Origin of the sequence: Meridianimarinicoccus aquatilis, from assembly GCF_004358675.1 — a bacterium.
GTDB classification, from domain to species: Bacteria; Pseudomonadota; Alphaproteobacteria; order Rhodobacterales; family Rhodobacteraceae; genus Meridianimarinicoccus; species Meridianimarinicoccus aquatilis.
Genome location: NZ_SMZO01000027.1, coordinates 1 through 16,362 on the forward strand (window position 1 = coordinate 1; position 16,362 = coordinate 16,362).

Here is a 16,362-nt window from a genome sequence, read left to right on the forward strand (position 1 = left end):
ATGGCCTGAAACGCGTGCCCGAGATCGCGTGAAATCACTGCCCAAGTTCCGCGAAATACGCACGCTTGCCTTGTTCGACCTTCCTTGGATGCCGTTTTACTTTGGGCTCTTGTTCGTCTTTCACCCCATGATGGGATGGGTTGGTGCAACCGCAGCGGTCATCATCATGGGCCTTGCCATGATCAAGCGTTTGATCACACGCCGCCCCGCCTGGTACGCAAGCAAATTCAATGCCAAATGGTTGAAGTCTGTCCGCGCCGCAGAAGAGTCGGGCAGCGCGCAACGTATGCTGGGTCTGGAAGACGGGTTTGACAACCGTTGGCTCAAATTCCGCGCCAGCTCTCTGCAAAATCAGGTCAAGGTCGATGAACGCGTTTGGGTCATGGTGTCAGCCACACGAACCTTTCGGATCTTCCTGCAATCCGCGATGCTGGCCGTCGGTGCACATCTGGTCCTGATCGGCGATCTGAGCAGCGGCGCGATGATCGCCGGATCGATCCTGCTGGGCAAAGCGCTCGCGCCCCTCGAAGCGGTTGTGAACAACGTCACCAACCTACAGACGACCCTCGCCGGCGCCCGCCGCCTGGAACGGAACCTGTCCCGCTCGTCGGCCGATCTGCGCGCGCGTCGCTCGGCGGCTCTGCCAGAAAAGCCCGGCGCGCTTTGCGTCAGCAACGTGACCTTTAAGCCGCGCGAGCGGAACCACCCAGTGCTCACCCGTCTGTCATTTGATGTCCAACCCGGCGAAGCGCTGGCGATCGTGGGGCGCAGTGGGGCGGGAAAATCCTCTCTTGTGCGTCTGCTGACCGGTGGCACGTCCGCCACCATGGGCAGAGTGACCCTGAGCGGCTTTCCATTGTTTGAATTGTCCGAACGCGCCGTGTCGCAGCACATCGGATATTTGCCGCAATTTCTCACCTTCTTTGACGGCACCGTGGCCGAGAATATTGCCCGATACGATCCTGACATGACGATTGCCGATGTGGTTGAAGCGGCGGAACTTGTGAACGCGATGACCGAGATTGAGCAACTCCCCAAAGGCCTTCAGACCGACATGCGCCTTGCCCAGGACATCTTGTCAGCAGGCGCCTTGCAGCAGATTTCCCTAGCGCGGGCCGTCTACGGCAAGCCGAATATCCTGATCCTTGACGAACCGAACGCAGGCCGAGATCAGGAATCCGGAGCGCTTATCGCCTCTTTGATCAAAGCCCAAACTGCGGCAGGAAAATCGGCGATTGTCATCACGCACAGCCCGAACGTGCTGCGCACTTGTGACAAGGTCATGATCCTGGAGGACGGCGCACAAAAGGCATTCGGACCCCGAGATGAAATTCTGACTAAACTCGCCGCCGCCTCGTCGCAAGCTAACACGGCAGCTCCAGCGTTCAAAAAGCCCCGAAAGCCGGCTCGTTCAACACAGATGGTTTGGTCCAAACAGCCTGAACCTTATGGCGTAACAGCCCGATAAGCTAACAAGGTCTTTGTATAGGGCGGTCCGCGGGCACAATCGTCCGCGCCACAGCCCCATAGATCGACCATGATACCCGAGCATACCATGACGTCATTTCAGCCCCAAAGCACTGCATCTGGCGTCGACCCTACTGGCCTCAGGGCAGTCAAGGGTCCAGCCAAAAGGGCAGGCATGACCAAAGCGAGTATCCTTTCGATGTGGAAGTCCGGCGATAGAAATTACCCAATCGGCGCTGGTCGGAACTCGAGACGCTGTGTTTCAAACAGCCTGCGGTGTTTCTCAAAATCGTCATGAGCAAGGACCAACCCAAATGGTCTGCTCCCACTTACGTTCCGACCTCACAACTCATCACTGCCGCCGTTTTTCAGAAGGCAATGGAGGTTATGCAATGAGGGACGAATGGGGGCGTCGTAGATTGGAAAGTCCATTGATATTTTGGAATATCATGCGCGCAGACTGGCGTTTTTTTAGCCATCGGTTGCGCCAGATTGCCAACGCTCAAACTGTGTGGGACAGGATAAAACGATGAGGCAAATGCCCATCGGGCGCAGCAGCGAAGGTCGCATCAGACTGATGCGGCGCTACGCACCGACCGTGCGCTTTGGCGTGCTAGGCCAATTCTCTCAGTAACCATTCTGCGCGGGATATGTGCGTTTGTGCGATGGCAAGCTTTCCCTTGAGCCGGGCCTTCTTGTCAGCCGAAGATACGGTGGCAATTTCGGCCTCTAGATCGCGCGCTTTGACGCGGAGCTTTCGCAAGACCTTTTCCACGTGACTGGGTCTGATCTTGCTCGCCTTTCCGCTTTCGAGACGCGCGTTGTAGTCTTCGACTTTCTCAGCCAATTTTTTCAGACCCATCTTTGCTTCCCCAATCCTGATAGCGTGGACAACCCTCGACGTTCTTCACGACAGTTTCATGACAGACGCTTCTGACCGATTGTCACCCTGTTTCATTTGTGTTCGGTGACTGCCTCGCCGAGTTCTTCTTCATCAAGCGACAAGAGGCGTTCCACCTCTGCCATCGCGCTTTCGCGTTCGATGTAATAGCTGCGTGCCGCTTCGATCAGATCACGCATGGCACCGTATGCGTATCCAGAGTCATTTATGAACGACGTGGCTTCAATGGCATTCAGCGAACCCTTTCGAATAAGAAAATCAACCCGATGCGATGTCATGCGCGCGTCTTCCTCGATCTGGACGCGTTCCTGATCCAGCCAAAGCGCGCTGCGATTTTCAGGTTCACTCAAACCAAGCTTCCTGATCTCAACCGCAATCCGAGCGATTTCAGTCCGAAGTTCGTCATAAAGTTCAGTTGTGGCCCCGTGAGGCCGTACCGTGTAACGCAAAACGTTCTTGCGCAGGTGCTTTACGGACTTCACCGCGTGAACAATATCACTCGCCACGTCGCGCAGCGCGTAAACCCGTTCAGTGATGCCATGATCGACCTGTTTGTCGTCGACCCGCGTCGAGAATTCCACAATGCCTGCATAGAGCGTTTTCACACGGCGTTCGTAGCCTTCATCGAGATCAAGCTGAAAGGGCGTTCTGCTTTTGCGCACCAACTCTGCCACATTATCAGTTGCAAACACTCCGTCTCGATGAAGGTTGAGCCCGTGCAGGATCAATTCGACTGCATTCTCATAAAGGTGCATCACTTCTTTACGAAGTGCGATTTCAAGGGTTTGGGGGAAATCGTCCACGGCCTCGTTAAGATAACGCGGACGGCTCACGTCCGGAACAGGCTCGACGATCCGGCGCTCAAGAAAGGTGATAAGCCGGTTGAGGAGGGGGAGCATCAGCGCAACGCCCAGCACGTTGAAGATCGTATGAAACACGGCAAGTTTCATTGCGTATTCATCCGGTGCAATGCGGACCAGATCGCTGATCCAATCCACCGCCTCACGCAAGGGCGCAATAAAAATTAGCGCGACAAGCGCTGTCACCGCATTGAAGATCAAATGTGCGACCGCAAGCCGCTTGCCCTGAAAATTTGCCCCCAGAGCCGCAATAACAGCGGTAATCGTCGTGCCGATATTTGCTCCGATTGCAAGCGCCAGCGCGTTCTCGTAGCTGATTTGCCCTACGGCCAAAGCGGTGAGGATCAGGACCATCGTGGCATGGCTCGACTGCATGATGACAGTCGCCGCTGTGCCAATAAGACAATAGACGAAAAGACCGAGCAGCCCTGTCATCGCAAACCGTGTCAGGTCGATCTGGTCCTTGAACGCCTCGAACCCCTCTTTCATGTAATGGATGCCGAGGAACAAAAATCCCAGCCCGGCGAGTGCGTAACCGATACCCCGCAGGGGTTTGGATTTCTGGAAGACCAAAACGATGCTGAGCGCGATCATAGGCATTGCATAGGCGGCGATATCGATTTTCAAACCGAACCCTGCGACCAGCCAAGCGCCGGTTGTCGTGCCGATATTAGCACCGAAAATAATTCCCACGCCCCCAATCAGCGAAATGAGACCGGCACTTAGGAACGAGATGGTGATAACCGAAACCAAAGAACTGGATTGCAAAACTGTGGTCGACAATACCCCAAAAGAGATGGCTCTAGGCGTCGAGGCCGTCGCGCGTTTAAGCATCCGCTCAAGCGCGCCGCCACCAAAGAGTTTGAACCCATCCTCAAGCATGAGCATGCCGAAAAGAAAGATCGCAACTCCCGCCGCGATTTCCTGAGCGTCGGGGCTGATCCAGAAAGCCAGCAAGAGGGTCCCGATAACGGCAGGCAGAAAATAGCGTGTCATGACGACCGGACTTCCGAGGCCGTCACAGGCATGCCAAGGTTAGATAAAGAAAAATGATCGATCAATCCTACCACAGGGTTCCGTTCCTTCGAAGAGTTGCGAGCCCAAGAGATACCGACATTGTCAGGCGCTTTCTTTGACATGGCTCACTGGCGCGTCCCGCAGGTTTTGCGATGATCTAGAACGGGTCACGAATAAGATTTCGAGCCATGTTTGGTTGTAACACATTCTTCGTCAGACGAGGCGACAGGATGCTGCGGCGGGATCACAACCAAATTGCAGCGGCGTTTCATGTACCGCCGATCCGCCAGCATCTGCGCTGTCAAATGCCAAAAGCCATCAGCCTGCGGAACGTCTTCATCATGCCACCAGTTACGCTTGACCTCACGATGGAGTGTAGAGCGATCACGGCCAAGCACCTCAGGAATTTGTCCAGTGATGCAATCCAAAATGGAGTGTACCCGTGGCTGGCCACATAGTTATGGAATCCTGATTATGTCAATGAAAGAGAATTTCGAAAGTCGCTTTATAGGGTTATGGACGCCAAAACTTGCACTTTTATACAGACCACTAAGCGTTTGTTCCCACGGTTCCAAACCGGTTCCACACGATCCCAACCGATAACAGGTTCGAGCATCGCACGCACTTCGCTGACGCCATGGCGGCCTGCAACTTCGCTCGACTCTTGAAGAAATTCAGACGCTTCACTCTCTACGAGCACATCTGGAAAATCTGGACTTCAAAGGCAGACAGAGTCAGTGGCGATCCACAAGATGCCGGGACTGAACACCTAATGGCATGTGGGCTATTGTGAGCTTATCGAAAGTGCGTCTGCTAAATACTCGAGCCGATCACCACCCCAGAACCGTTCTTGCCCAAAGATATATGTCGGCGATCCAAAAACACCGGCGTCAATTGCATCTTGGGTGCAAGTATCTGCCAGTGTTGAGATATCGTCTGTTTCAGCATGGTTCAGAATAGCCGCTGCTGGCAATCCGGCCGCGTCCAGCGCAGCGGACAGTTGCTCTGCATCTGCGATGTTTCGCTCCTCAGCCCAAACACCCTTTAAGCAGGCGAAACTCGCTGCATCTTGATCAAACCCCAGAACACCGGCCGCAAGGATCGCGCGGCAGGCCAAGCCTGGGGGGGTCGGCCAATGAGCCGGCAATGGTGTGATCTCAAGCCCCTGCCGCGCCGCCAAACGCGCCTGGTCTTGCATCCGATAGCTACGTCGCACCGGGTTTTGCGCGAAAGGCGGCGTTGTGTCGGCAGCGGCAAACACCTTGGCGATCTCGATCGGGTGGAATCGCACTATGGCCCCGGCTTTTGCAGCAAGATCCATAAACGGCCTGTGCCCAAGATATGCATAGCCAGAGATCGGTGCGAAATAGTAATCGATAACGTGGGTCACGGGGCGATATCCTTTAAACAAGTTCTTTACGGCGCGCTGTCCAGAGCCAAGGCAAAGCACAGCGCACGGATTTTCAATTCAGAACGGATAGCAAGGTCAAACGCAGACCCAATAACAAGACGCGCACCAAACCCTCGTCGAATTATTCAGCATCGCCGTTTTGCGCCTGACGTTTGTCTTCCGTGTTGGTGTCGAAATCCGAAGCGGCATGCCGTTCGTGCAGCTGACCTTCAAGCGGCCCCCATGTCAGGTTCACCATTCGACCGCGCCGTACCGCTGGCCGCGCAGCAATAGCTGCTGCCCATCTTGTGACATGCGCATAGTCTTTGACTGACAAAAAGGCCGCAGCATTATAAAGGTCGCCAAGAACAAGTGCCCCGTACCACGCGAAAATTGCGATATCCGCAATCGTGTACGAATTGCCTGCAACATACTCTCTTTCGGCAAGACACCGGTCCAGAACATCAAGTTGGCGCTTCACTTCCATCGTGAAACGGTCAATCGGATATTGGAATTTTTCTGGGGCATAGGCATAGAAGTGTCCAAAGCCGCCACCAAGATAGGGCGCTGACCCCATTTGCCAGAACAACCAGTTCAACGTCTCTGTTCGCTCCGCCGGGTCAGACGGCACAAAGTGCCCGAATTTTTCAGCAAGGTACAACAGGATAGCGCCGCTTTCAAAAACGCGGGTTGGCGTTTCCGTACTGTGATCGAACAAGGCGGGGATTTTTGAATTCGGATTTGCAGCGACAAACCCACTGGAAAACTGCTCGCCCTCGCTGATGCGGATCAGCCACGCGTCATATTCGGCCTGTGTTTCACCAAGCGCCAACAGTTCTTCCAGCAAGATCGTCACTTTGGCACCATTCGGCGTGCCCATCGAATATAGTTGCAGGGGGTGCGCCCCAACTGGCAGGTCCGCATCGTGCGTCGCTCCAGCCACCGGGCGATTGATGCTTGCAAACGTCCCACCACTGGGCGCGTTCCATGTCCAGACTTCATCGGGTGTGTAGTCGGTCGGGCCTGTCATCACTCATATCCACGTGTATCTGTTATTTTCAGACCGTGATATAAACGGGATGCGCCGAATGAATACCCCTTGCTTACGTATTGTTGCGTCATGCACTCAGGAAATCGCGGCGCTTAAACCGCTTTGACCGCCGACATCCAAATAGCTCCAATAGCCAGGTTGAGCATCGCTTTTCACTCTACCGACGCAAGCGAGTTAAGCCCAACACTCAAAACCCTTGGTACACTCCTATGACTTCATTTCAGCACAATTCAGGGGCTGTGGAAGCATTATTCAAGCGCCAGTTCCGTGCACCCCGTTACGAGTAGGGACAAGGCATGCGGCGCGAATGACCGCCACACATCCAATCGAAACTCTTGCTCTGCATCGCGCCACAAAACCACCGTCACGCCGTCGAATACAGTGCGGCGGCCTTCGTTTGGCAATATCGCATCCAAATCCCGCGGGCACCCCAAAGTCAAAAGATCGGCAGCTCTAGGCCCATCAATCCGGACGGTAATCTCTCGATCACTGATCGCTGTCAGGCTGTGTGGCGCCTGATCATAGATGGCGGTGCATGCCGACTCTAATCGTACGGCTTCACTATCCGGGGCGATAATGACCCATTCATCCGGGCCAAGGCACATCGCCTCGGTCGCGCCCGCCTTGGTGCGCTGACCAATCTTTGTGGGCAACGCAAGATCAAGCGCCTCAGAAATGGCCGTAACGTCCCCCTGCCCGGCCCTCAGGGAAAAACGCGCCATAGGCTCGACAACCGTAACGCGTGCGGCAGATGTGGCGCTTAATTGGCCGGACTCAAAGTGGGTTGGAAGCTGCGTCATCGCGAATACTCCGGTTCAAATGGCAAGGCGCGCGCCTTCGGGATCATAGAACACTGGCGACGTGACGGTCGCCCGGATCACTCCGTCCGGCATCGGGATGTGCACAGTCTCGCCCATCCGGCCATGCCCGCCTGCGATCAATGCCATCGCAATTGGCCTTCCGGCTGCAACGCTGTGGTACGACGATGTAACATGACCAACCATTTTCATGGGAACAGGTTGGGCCGGATCCAGAACAATCTGCGCTCCTTCTTCCAACTTCGTCGTGGAATCCTCGGTCAGCAACCCCACAAGCTGTTTGCGCCCATCTGCCACAAGATCTGGCCGCTTGAGTGCGCGCATCCCCACGAAGTCCGGTTTGGCCTTACCAACTGCCCAGCCGATCCCCGCATCAAATGGCGTCACGGTGCCATCTGTGTCTTGGCCAACGATGATGTAACCCTTTTCAGCGCGTAAAACATGCATGGTTTCGGTGCCGTATGTACAAAGATCATACGGCCGACCGGCGGCATAAAGCGTTTCCCAAAGCTCAAGACCATGACGCGCGGGAACGTTGATCTCAAAGCCTAACTCGCCTGTAAAGCTGATCCGGAAAAGCCGGGCGGGAAAGCCCGCAACTGTACACTCCGCCACAGACATATGCGGAAAGGCTTCTGCTGAAATATCGAGCCCTTCAACAAACGGCTCGATCACTTTGCGCGCATTCGGCCCGTTCAACGCAATCGTTGCCCATTGTTCGGTGGTGGATGTCAGCCAGACCTTCAAATCGGGCCATTCCGTCTGAAGATAGTCCTCCATCATATTGAGAACACGCGCGGCTCCGCCCGTGGTGGTCGTGACATGAAACCGGTCTTGAGACAGCCGCCCAATGACGCCGTCATCCCGGATAAACCCATCATCGCCCAGCAAAAGACCGTAGCGGGCGCGTCCGGGCTGCAACTTCGTCCACGGGTTCGTATACATGCGGTTCATGAATTCCACCGCATCGGGGCCCGTAACCTCAATCTTGCCCAAGGTGGACGCATCGAACATGCCCACGCTTTCCCGCGTTGCTTTGCATTCGCGCTGCACGGCGGCGTCCATTGTTTCGCCAGCGCGCGGGAAATACCACGCACGGCGCCATTGGCTGACCGGCTCAAAGGCCGCACCGTTCTCTTCAGCCCAAATGTCAATTGGAGTCTTCCGAGTGGCTTCGAAATGGTCTCCTCGGTGATAACCAGCGAAGGCACCAAAACTTGTTGGCGTATAAGGCGGCCGAAACGTTGTCAGACCAACCTGCGGCTGCGGCTTGCCAAGTGCATCAGAAGCAATGTTCAATCCATTGATATTGCTCATTTTACCCTGATCAGTGGCCATGCCATTCGTGGTGTAGCGTTTCACATGCTCAATGGAGCGCATGCCCTCGCGCACCGCAAGGCGAAGATCTTTCGCTGTCACGTCGTTTTGATAATCCACAAAGGCGCGAGCCTTGCCCTGGCTCAAATCGCTAGGCAACTCAGTGTTGCTCTCTCCGGTGCCGGTCCGATCCTGCTCAACGGTTAAACGCTTGGCTTCTATTGGTTTTCCAAGTTCCCGAGCGGCGACAGCTCCCATTTCTGCACCGTCGGTCAAAGCGGCCTCAATCCCCCAAAGGCCACGCCCTGCACCAGCAATCAGGCACGCTTCCGTCATGCGATCCGGCAAAAACGTCTGTTGCTCCGCATCCCATTTCAAGCTGCCCTTCGTGTGCGAGAAAAGATGTAACGACGGCGTCCATCCGCCTGACATCAATACACAATCGCATAGCAACTCTCGCGCTTCGCCGACCCAACCGTCTCGCACCGGGTTCACGCGCACCGACTTCACGCGCAGTCGTCCAGATGTACCAGTCACCGTGTGGCCGGTCAGAACCAAAATGGACCTGATCCGGGCCTGCGATACCAAGTCTTCGGGTGGCATCGCCCGAGTATCCACAATGGCACGGATCGCTGTGCCACTCTCCACCAAATCGAACGCCGCGTGATAAGCGCTGTCATGGCTTGTCACGACAACCGCACGATCACCCACACGTACGCCGTACCGGTTCAAATAGGTCTGCGCAGATCCGGCCAGCATAACCCCGGGCCTGTCATTGCCATCAAAGACCAAAGGCTTTTCCAGCGCGCCTTGCGCCAAAATCACTTGACCCGCACGAACACGCCACATGCGCTCCCGCGGGATATTTGCTTCAGGTGTTGCCACGTAGTCGGTCAGTTTTTCGCACAGCCCGACCATGTTCTGATGGTAATACCCGATGGCCGTGGTCCGCGTCATGATCTTGACGCCCAGGTCCGTCAGTGCAGCGAGTTCCGCCGCCAGCCAGTCCCACGCGGGTGCGCCTTCGATCAGGGCCTGCGGCTCGCTCAGAAGCGTCCCGCCAGCCTCCGAATTCTCATCTACAAGCGTAACCCTCAGGCCAGCTTCTGCAGCGCTGCGCGCCGCCGCCAGACCAGCAGGACCTGCCCCCACAACAAGCACGTCTGTGTGCAGATAACGCGACGCGTAGTGATCTGGGTCTTCCTCGGTTGGCGATACACCCAAACCCGCGGCAGCACGAATAAAAGGCTCATAGACCTTGTCCCAAAAAGATCGCGGCCACATGAAGGTTTTGTAGTAAAACCCCGCAGACAAAAGCATATAGGCTTTGTCGTTGATTTCGCCGATATCAAATTTCAAATTTGGAAACTTGTTTTGGCTCGTCGCTGCCAGACCTTTGTAAACCTCTTGAACCGTGGCGCGTGTGTTCGGCTCGAACTGGCCCTTTCCACGACGCGTCCCGATCAATGCGTTAGGCTCTTCTGAACCCGCAGCGACTGGACCGCGCGGACGATGGTACTTGAAGGAACGCCCCATCAAATGAACGCCGTTGGCAAGCAAAGCGGACGCGACTGTATCACCTTTTGCCGCCGTGAACTCTTTATCGTCAAAACTGAACGTTACAGGTCGTCTTTGATCTACTCGGCCTTTTCCCGGCACACGAAAGTTCGTCATTTGCTCGATCCTGTTACATCATCCACCGCTGGCCGAAGCCCTCCCGCGGGATAGGTGACCAAGAACCGGTCAGAGACCGTGTCACGGACTGCGTTGAAAAACCGCCCGCAGCCATGCACATGTCGCCACCGCTCGTAATGTGCGCCTTTCACGTTGGACCGGATGAACAGGAAATCACGCCACTCTTCATCGCTGGCCTCAGCCGGGGTCGGTGGACGTGTGATGTGCGCTTCGCCCGCGTATGCAAACTCTAGCTCTGGCAAAGTTTCGTCACAATAAGGGCATTTAATCAGAAGCATAACGGTCGTCCTTAATGTGCAACAGCGGCAGCGGCCGCTTCGTCGATCAACCTTCCGGTGGTAAACCGCTCCAATGTGAATGGGGCGTTTATGGCGTGCGGTTCGTCCTTGGCAACAGTATGCGCAAGCACATGCGCCGCGCCGGGCGTGGCCTTGAATCCTCCCGTTCCCCAACCGCAATTTACATACAGACCCTTCACCGGAGTTTTACCCAGAATAGCGGACCTGTCTGGCGTAACATCCACAATACCGCCCCATTTGCGCAGCATCCGCATCCGATTGAAAATGGGAAACACCTCGCAGATCGCGGCCACGGTATGCTCGATCAAGGGCAAACCGCCGCGTTGAGAATAGCTGGTGTACTGATCCGTCCCGGACCCAATGACCAACTCGCCCTTATCCGATTGACTGATATAGGCGTGGACAGTGTTGGACATGACAACACACGGCATGATCGGCTTAACGGGCTCAGACACAAGCGCCTGCAGCGGATAGCTTTCCAGCGGCATTCGCACACCGGCACTGTCCATCAAAACACTGGTATGCCCAGCCGCTGAAACAGCGACCTTCTTGGCCTTGATGAATCCCCGTGCGGTCTCAACGCCTTCGACGGCCCCATCAGGGCCGCGCCGAATTGATGTAACCGGGCAGTTCTGGATGATATCCACGCCGCGCGCCGCTGCACCGCGAGCATAGCCCCACGCCACCGCATCATGCCGCGCAGTTCCCGCCCGCATCTGAAGTGCAGCACCAACAACCGGATACCGCGCATCCGGCGCAATATTCAGCGGCGGACAGAAAGCCTTGGCCTCTTTCGCGGACAGCCATTTATTGTCGACACCGTTCAGCCGATTTGCATGGATATGTCTTTGGAAACTCTGAATATCGTGCTGATTATGCGCCAACATCATCACGCCCCGGCGAGAGAACATGACGTTGTAGTTCAACTCTTGGCTCAGCCCCTCCCACAAATCCAGTGCGTGATCGTACAGCCGCGCACTCTCATCATAGAGGTAATTTGACCTGATAATGGTTGTGTTTCGTCCGGTATTACCGCCGCCAAGCCAGCCCTTGTCGATGACAGCGACGTTTGTGATGCCATGTTCCTTGGCCAAATAATACGCCGCGCCAAGCCCATGCCCACCAGCACCAACGACCACCACATCGTATTCCGCTTTTGGTTGGCTATCGGGCCATTGCTCGGTCCATCCCTTGTGACCGGTCACAGCGTTCTTCAAAAGCGAGAGTGCAGAAAAGCGGGTCATCGTGAAGGCCCTTTCACAATCATTATTGATCGCGATTAGCATGGAAGCGCCACCATGCTCTGGATAAATGCGACGCATTCATTGTACAATTGCGCCATGAATTCAGATAAACTCACAGCGCCCCGCAAGCGCCTGTCTGTCGCCTTTCTGCTGGCTGATCGCTTCACACTGTCGGCGTTTGCAAACTTCGTCGATGTCCTTCGACTAGCCGCGGACGAAGATGACCGTTCGCGCCCGATCTTCTGTGACTGGACCGTTCTGTCGACGGATATGGAGCCGGTTCGTTCCAGTTGCGGGGTCAAGGTCACGCCCGACCGTCGCCTGCGTCATGCGGGACGGTATGACTACATCGTCGTCGTGGGAGGACTGATGGGCGAGGCCCGCAATTTGCCCCCCGAGTTGATCACCTGGCTTCGCACCTCGGCAGCTACCGGAGTTCCGATCGTCGGGTTATGTACAGGCGTGTTTCTGTTGCACGAGGCCGGGCTTCTTGACGGGTATCGCGTATGCGTCAGTTGGTTTCACCATCAGGACTTTCTGGACAGGTTTGAGGGCGCGCAGCCGGTGTCTGACCAGATTTTCGTGGTCGACCGTGATCGCCTGACATGTTCGGGCGGGCATAGCGCGGCGCATTTGGCGGCGTTTCTCGTCGAACGGCACCTTGGCCAGTCCGCAGCGACCAAAAGCCTGAGCATCATGATCATCGACAGCCCTCTTGGTGCGGACAAACCGCAACCCGGCGCACCTTTGAACCTCAAGGCACAAGATGCCTTGGTCCGGCGCGCTCTGCTGAGAATGCAGCAAAGCATCGACGCACCAGAAACCATAGGCGAGCTGTCGTTCGCTTTGGGGGTGAGCCGGCGTCAGCTTGAACGGCGCTTCCGCGAAGACATCGCAACAACGCCGCTTCGGGCGGCCCATGGGATGCGACTTGAAAAGGCCCGCGCGCTTTTGTTGCAAACCGAGTCGACGGTGACACAGATCGCCTTGGCCACGGGATTCTGCGACGCCCCACATCTGATCCGCAGCTTTCGGGCAAACCTTGGCCTAACACCGACTGAGTATCGCGCAGAACACTCAGTGCTTTCCGATAGCTCGCCGGGTCGGTCAAGCCAACCGACCACGCCAAATGACCCGAGCACCCTAGCCTAGCACTAAAATAACGAGAATGCGGCGCTGCAGCATTGGTTCTGTTCTTTGACTGCTGATTTTACGAACAAGCACGCCTCATTTGATATACTTTGTATACAAAATTTAAAAATCATGGAATTTTGCATGTGCTCTTTCTGGACCATCAGCGGTGCGCGCACTTTCTGACAGTCATCAGACACGCAACTGACGAGGCTCAGACATGGATAGACGCAAATTTATCGCCACAGGTGCAACGCTTGCTGCCGCCCCGCTTGCCGCACCTTCGATCGCGCGGGCGCAAACCAGTTTTAACTGGAAAATGACCAACGCCTACGGTCCCGGATCGCCTTTCTATGTCGAAGGACCCGGTAGCCCGACCGACTTTTGCAAAAAGGTCGAAGCTATGTCGGATGGCCGGCTGAAGATCCAACACTTCGCAGCAGGTGAGTTGATCCCTGCCCTCGAAGGTTTCGACGCTGTAAGATCCGGCGCCGTCGAAATGAACGCTGCAAATGCGTATTTTTGGGCGGGCAAACTGCCAGCCGCACAGTACTTCACTACGGTTCCGTTTGGCTTGAATTTTCAGGGTATGAATGCATGGCTCTATCACGCCGGCGGCATGGATTTGTGGGACGAGCTTTACGCACCGCTCGGGCTGAAAGCCTTGCCCATGGGCAACACTGGCGTTCAGATGACGGGCTGGTTCAGGGATCCCATCACAAGCACAGCGGATTTCGACGGCTTGAAAATGCGCATTCCTGGCCTTGCAGGCAAAGTATACGCGCAACTCGGTGTTGACGTAAAACTCCTGCCCGGCGGCGAGATTTTCCCGGCGCTAGAGCGCGGTGTGATTGATGCGGCCGAATTTGTTGGTCCCTATCAGGACCGCCGCCTGGGGCTTCAGAATGCAGCGAAGTACTATTACTCGACCGGTTGGCACGAGCCATCAAACGTCACCGAGTTGCTCATGAACCAATCCGCTTGGGAAAGCCTGCCTGCTGATCTTCAGGAAATCGTGAAAACAGCCGCCATGGCGTGCAACCTTGAAAGCCACACTTGGTGCGAAGCCAACAATGCTGCGGCGCTCAAGGATCTGGTCGAAAACGAAGGCGTCATTGCCGATGTGCTGCCTTCTGATGTGGTGGCGGAACTCAAGGCTGTGACAGATCAGGTTCTCAGCGACGGCGCGGCCGCAGACCCGGCGCTTGCAAAGGTGCACGAGTCCTTCATGGCGTTCAAAGCGGAACACGGGGCTTGGGCTGCGGTTTCCGAAAAGCCGCTTTACAGCCTCTGATTGGCGAAATGTCAGTCATGATATCACGGATCTCGGACGGGGCATCTTGCACCGTCCGCATCGTCGGCCACATCGCGGCCTGGAGCGGCCTCGCCCTTGTTTTGCTCGTGGCTTTCAATGTGCTTGCGCGGTACCTCTTTGGCTACGGCACAGTTGCGCTTCAAGAGATGGAGTGGCACCTGATGGCTGTCACTGCTCTGTTCGGCATGTCCTATGGGTTGAACCAAGGCGGCGAAGTTCGGGTTGATGTGCTGTATTCCGGGTTCCGTCCCCGGACAAAGGCGATTGTCGACCTCATAGCGCATATCGGTTTGCTCGCTGTTTCGCTGATCATTGCATACCTGTGCATTGCCTATGTGCAGGCCAGCTATTCGATCAACGAAGGATCACCTGATCCTGGCGGGCTTGGCTATCGCTATGTCCTCAAGGCTGCCCTGCCAATCGCCTTTGCCCTGTTGTCCATCCAAGCGCTGGCCATGGTGCTGCACGGAATTTTGCAACTGACCGGCCAACGGCCCCTCCCCGAAACCGACCCGGAATAACGCCCCCATGCCCTATACCGAAATTCTCGCGCTCTGTATGATCGGGGCGTTTTTCGTCCTGCTGTTAGGGGGCATCCCCGTCGCCGTCTGCCTTGGTGTGACCGGCTTTGCCTTTGGGTATGCCGGGTTCGGGCCAATGTTGTTCACACTGATGCCGGCGCGGATTTTTGGGGTTGTCACCAACTACACCCTGTTGGCGCTGCCATTGTTCATTTTCATGGGGATAATGCTTGAAAAATCCCGAATAGCCGAAGATCTGCTTGAAGTCATCGGCTTGGCTATGGGCGGCTTGCGCGGCGGTATGGCACTTGCCATCATTCTGGTCGGTGTCCTGATGGGCGCGGCATCCGGCGTTGTCGGGGCGACAGTTGTCACTGTCGGGCTGATCGCACTTGGGCCGATCATCAATCGTGGCTACGATGCGGGCGTGGCATCTGGAGTGATATGCGCCTCGGGCACGCTGGGTCAGATCATTCCGCCCAGTCTAGTATTGATCCTGCTGGCTGACATCATGGGCGAAAGTGTCGGCACCTTGTTCGCCGCAGCCTTGTTTCCGGGCTTGATGCTTGCAGGTCTATTTGTGGCCTATGTTCTGCTGCTCGGAGTGATCAACCCCAAGGCAGTCCCTGCAATCCCGCAAGCGGAACGCGCCCAATATACGCGCCGCGATCTTGCACTGAAGCTGTTCAAGGTTGTGCTGCCGCCGCTGGTCTTGATCTTCCTTGTTCTCGGCTCAATCATTGGCGGCGTCGCGGCCCCAACCGAAGCCGCTTCCATGGGGGCCTTTGGATCGATTGTCCTTGCCGCGCTTTCAGGCCGACTGAATTTCACCATTTTGCGCGATGCCGTGCGCGCGGCATTTGTGACCTCGGCCATGGTCTTCTTGATCCTGATCTTCGCACAACCCTTCGGACTGGCCTTTCGGGGCCTTGGCGGCGAGCATCTGGTTCAAACGGCCTTTGGGAACGTGCCGGGGGGGTTCAACGGGCAGATCTTCTTCCTTATGCTGCTCTTGTTCGTTCTGGGTTTTTTCCTGGAATGGATCGAAATTTCATATATCGCTCTGCCGCTCTTCCTGCCTGTGTTTTTGTCGTCAGGTGCCGATATGGCGTGGATCGCGATCCTTGTGGCGATGAACCTGCAAACGTCATTCTTGACGCCGCCCTTCGGATGGGCGCTGTTCTTTCTGAAAGGCGTCGCGCCGCCCAGCGTCACGACAGCGCAGATCTACCGCGGCGTACTGCCTTTTATCGGATTGCAGGTTATCGCCCTCTCCCTTGTCTTTTTCTTCCCCGGGCTCGCCACATGGCTGCCTGAAACGATTGGGTGGTAAGCC

13 protein-coding genes and 1 pseudogene are annotated in these 16,362 nt (G+C 56.0%); 5 read left to right on the forward strand and 9 right to left on the reverse strand.

Translation table 11 applies throughout. The features are described 5' to 3' along the window. On the forward strand, positions 1-1,468 hold a 1,468-nt coding region (locus E2L05_RS12335), incomplete at its 5' end, for an ATP-binding cassette domain-containing protein (RefSeq protein ID WP_208016255.1). A gap of 612 nt (positions 1,469-2,080) precedes the next feature. Here the strand turns inward: E2L05_RS12335 and E2L05_RS12340 are convergent. From E2L05_RS12340 to E2L05_RS12375, 9 genes and pseudogenes are all read right to left on the reverse strand, one after another. Further along, a complete protein-coding gene (locus tag E2L05_RS12340) occupies positions 2,081-2,329 on the reverse strand; it encodes a hypothetical protein (RefSeq protein ID WP_133343215.1) in 249 nt (82 codons plus the stop codon). Between the two features lie 92 nt (positions 2,330-2,421). Then, entirely contained in the window at positions 2,422-4,224 is a 1,803-nt protein-coding gene (locus E2L05_RS12345) for a Na/Pi cotransporter family protein (protein WP_133343216.1), read from the reverse strand. Positions 4,225-4,505: 281 nt separating this feature from the next. Then, positions 4,506-4,655, reverse strand: a pseudogene (locus E2L05_RS21420) (IS30 family transposase); the annotation flags it as partial. A 374-nt stretch (positions 4,656-5,029) separates the two neighbouring features. After that, positions 5,030-5,635: a 2-hydroxychromene-2-carboxylate isomerase gene (locus E2L05_RS12350; RefSeq protein ID WP_133343217.1), complete on the reverse strand. Its 606-nt coding sequence runs from the start codon at positions 5,633-5,635 to the stop codon at positions 5,030-5,032. 142 nt (positions 5,636-5,777) lie between these two features. After that, on the reverse strand, positions 5,778-6,665 hold the full coding sequence (gene yghU / locus E2L05_RS12355) for a glutathione-dependent disulfide-bond oxidoreductase (protein WP_133343218.1): 888 nt from the start codon (positions 6,663-6,665) through the stop codon (positions 5,778-5,780). Positions 6,666-6,934: 269 nt separating this feature from the next. Then, positions 6,935-7,486, reverse strand: coding sequence for a sarcosine oxidase subunit gamma (locus E2L05_RS12360; RefSeq protein WP_133343219.1), 552 nt, complete (start codon positions 7,484-7,486; stop codon positions 6,935-6,937). A 15-nt stretch (positions 7,487-7,501) separates the two neighbouring features. Further along, on the reverse strand, positions 7,502-10,495 hold the full coding sequence (locus E2L05_RS12365) for a sarcosine oxidase subunit alpha (RefSeq protein WP_133343220.1): 2,994 nt from the start codon (positions 10,493-10,495) through the stop codon (positions 7,502-7,504). Further along, entirely contained in the window at positions 10,492-10,794 is a 303-nt protein-coding gene (locus E2L05_RS12370) for a sarcosine oxidase subunit delta (RefSeq protein WP_133343221.1), read from the reverse strand. Before E2L05_RS12370 ends, E2L05_RS12365 begins: the two co-directional genes overlap by 4 nt. An 11-nt stretch (positions 10,795-10,805) precedes the next feature. Then, positions 10,806-12,059, reverse strand: coding sequence for a sarcosine oxidase subunit beta family protein (locus tag E2L05_RS12375; protein WP_133343222.1), 1,254 nt, complete (start codon positions 12,057-12,059; stop codon positions 10,806-10,808). A gap of 54 nt (positions 12,060-12,113) precedes the next feature. Here E2L05_RS12375 and E2L05_RS12380 point away from each other — a divergent pair, with 54 nt between their 5' ends. From E2L05_RS12380 to E2L05_RS12395, 4 genes are all read left to right on the forward strand, one after another. Continuing rightward, positions 12,114-13,211: a GlxA family transcriptional regulator gene (locus E2L05_RS12380; protein WP_243721960.1), complete on the forward strand. Its 1,098-nt coding sequence runs from the start codon at positions 12,114-12,116 to the stop codon at positions 13,209-13,211. 199 nt (positions 13,212-13,410) lie between these two features. Beyond that, positions 13,411-14,484 (forward strand): TRAP transporter substrate-binding protein, encoded by a 1,074-nt coding sequence (locus tag E2L05_RS12385; protein WP_133343223.1) that lies wholly within the window; start codon positions 13,411-13,413, stop codon positions 14,482-14,484. A 17-nt stretch (positions 14,485-14,501) separates the two neighbouring features. Further along, positions 14,502-15,026, forward strand: a complete 525-nt coding sequence (locus tag E2L05_RS12390) for a TRAP transporter small permease subunit (RefSeq protein ID WP_243721961.1) — start codon at positions 14,502-14,504, stop codon at positions 15,024-15,026. A 7-nt stretch (positions 15,027-15,033) separates the two neighbouring features. Beyond that, on the forward strand, positions 15,034-16,359 hold the full coding sequence (locus E2L05_RS12395) for a TRAP transporter large permease (RefSeq protein WP_133343225.1): 1,326 nt from the start codon (positions 15,034-15,036) through the stop codon (positions 16,357-16,359). Positions 16,360-16,362 lie beyond the last annotated feature (3 nt).

What these genes read in the sequence shown, in the direction of transcription:
- E2L05_RS12340 (WP_133343215.1), bottom strand. Translation starts at nt 2,329, where the DNA reads ATGGGTCTGAAAAAATTGGCTGAGAAAGTCGAAGACTACAACGCGCGT.
- E2L05_RS12345 (WP_133343216.1), bottom strand. Translation starts at nt 4,224, where the DNA reads ATGACACGCTATTTTCTGCCTGCCGTTATCGGGACCCTCTTGCTGGCT.
- yghU (WP_133343218.1), bottom strand. Translation starts at nt 6,665, where the DNA reads ATGACAGGCCCGACCGACTACACACCCGATGAAGTCTGGACATGGAAC.
- E2L05_RS12360 (WP_133343219.1), bottom strand. Translation starts at nt 7,486, where the DNA reads ATGACGCAGCTTCCAACCCACTTTGAGTCCGGCCAATTAAGCGCCACA.
- E2L05_RS12365 (WP_133343220.1), bottom strand. Translation starts at nt 10,495, where the DNA reads ATGACGAACTTTCGTGTGCCGGGAAAAGGCCGAGTAGATCAAAGACGA.
- E2L05_RS12370 (WP_133343221.1), bottom strand. Translation starts at nt 10,794, where the DNA reads ATGCTTCTGATTAAATGCCCTTATTGTGACGAAACTTTGCCAGAGCTA.
- E2L05_RS12375 (WP_133343222.1), bottom strand. Translation starts at nt 12,059, where the DNA reads ATGACCCGCTTTTCTGCACTCTCGCTTTTGAAGAACGCTGTGACCGGT.
- E2L05_RS12380 (WP_243721960.1), top strand. Translation starts at nt 12,114, where the DNA reads ATGCTCTGGATAAATGCGACGCATTCATTGTACAATTGCGCCATGAAT.
- E2L05_RS12385 (WP_133343223.1), top strand. Translation starts at nt 13,411, where the DNA reads ATGGATAGACGCAAATTTATCGCCACAGGTGCAACGCTTGCTGCCGCC.
- E2L05_RS12390 (WP_243721961.1), top strand. Translation starts at nt 14,502, where the DNA reads ATGATATCACGGATCTCGGACGGGGCATCTTGCACCGTCCGCATCGTC.
- E2L05_RS12395 (WP_133343225.1), top strand. Translation starts at nt 15,034, where the DNA reads ATGCCCTATACCGAAATTCTCGCGCTCTGTATGATCGGGGCGTTTTTC.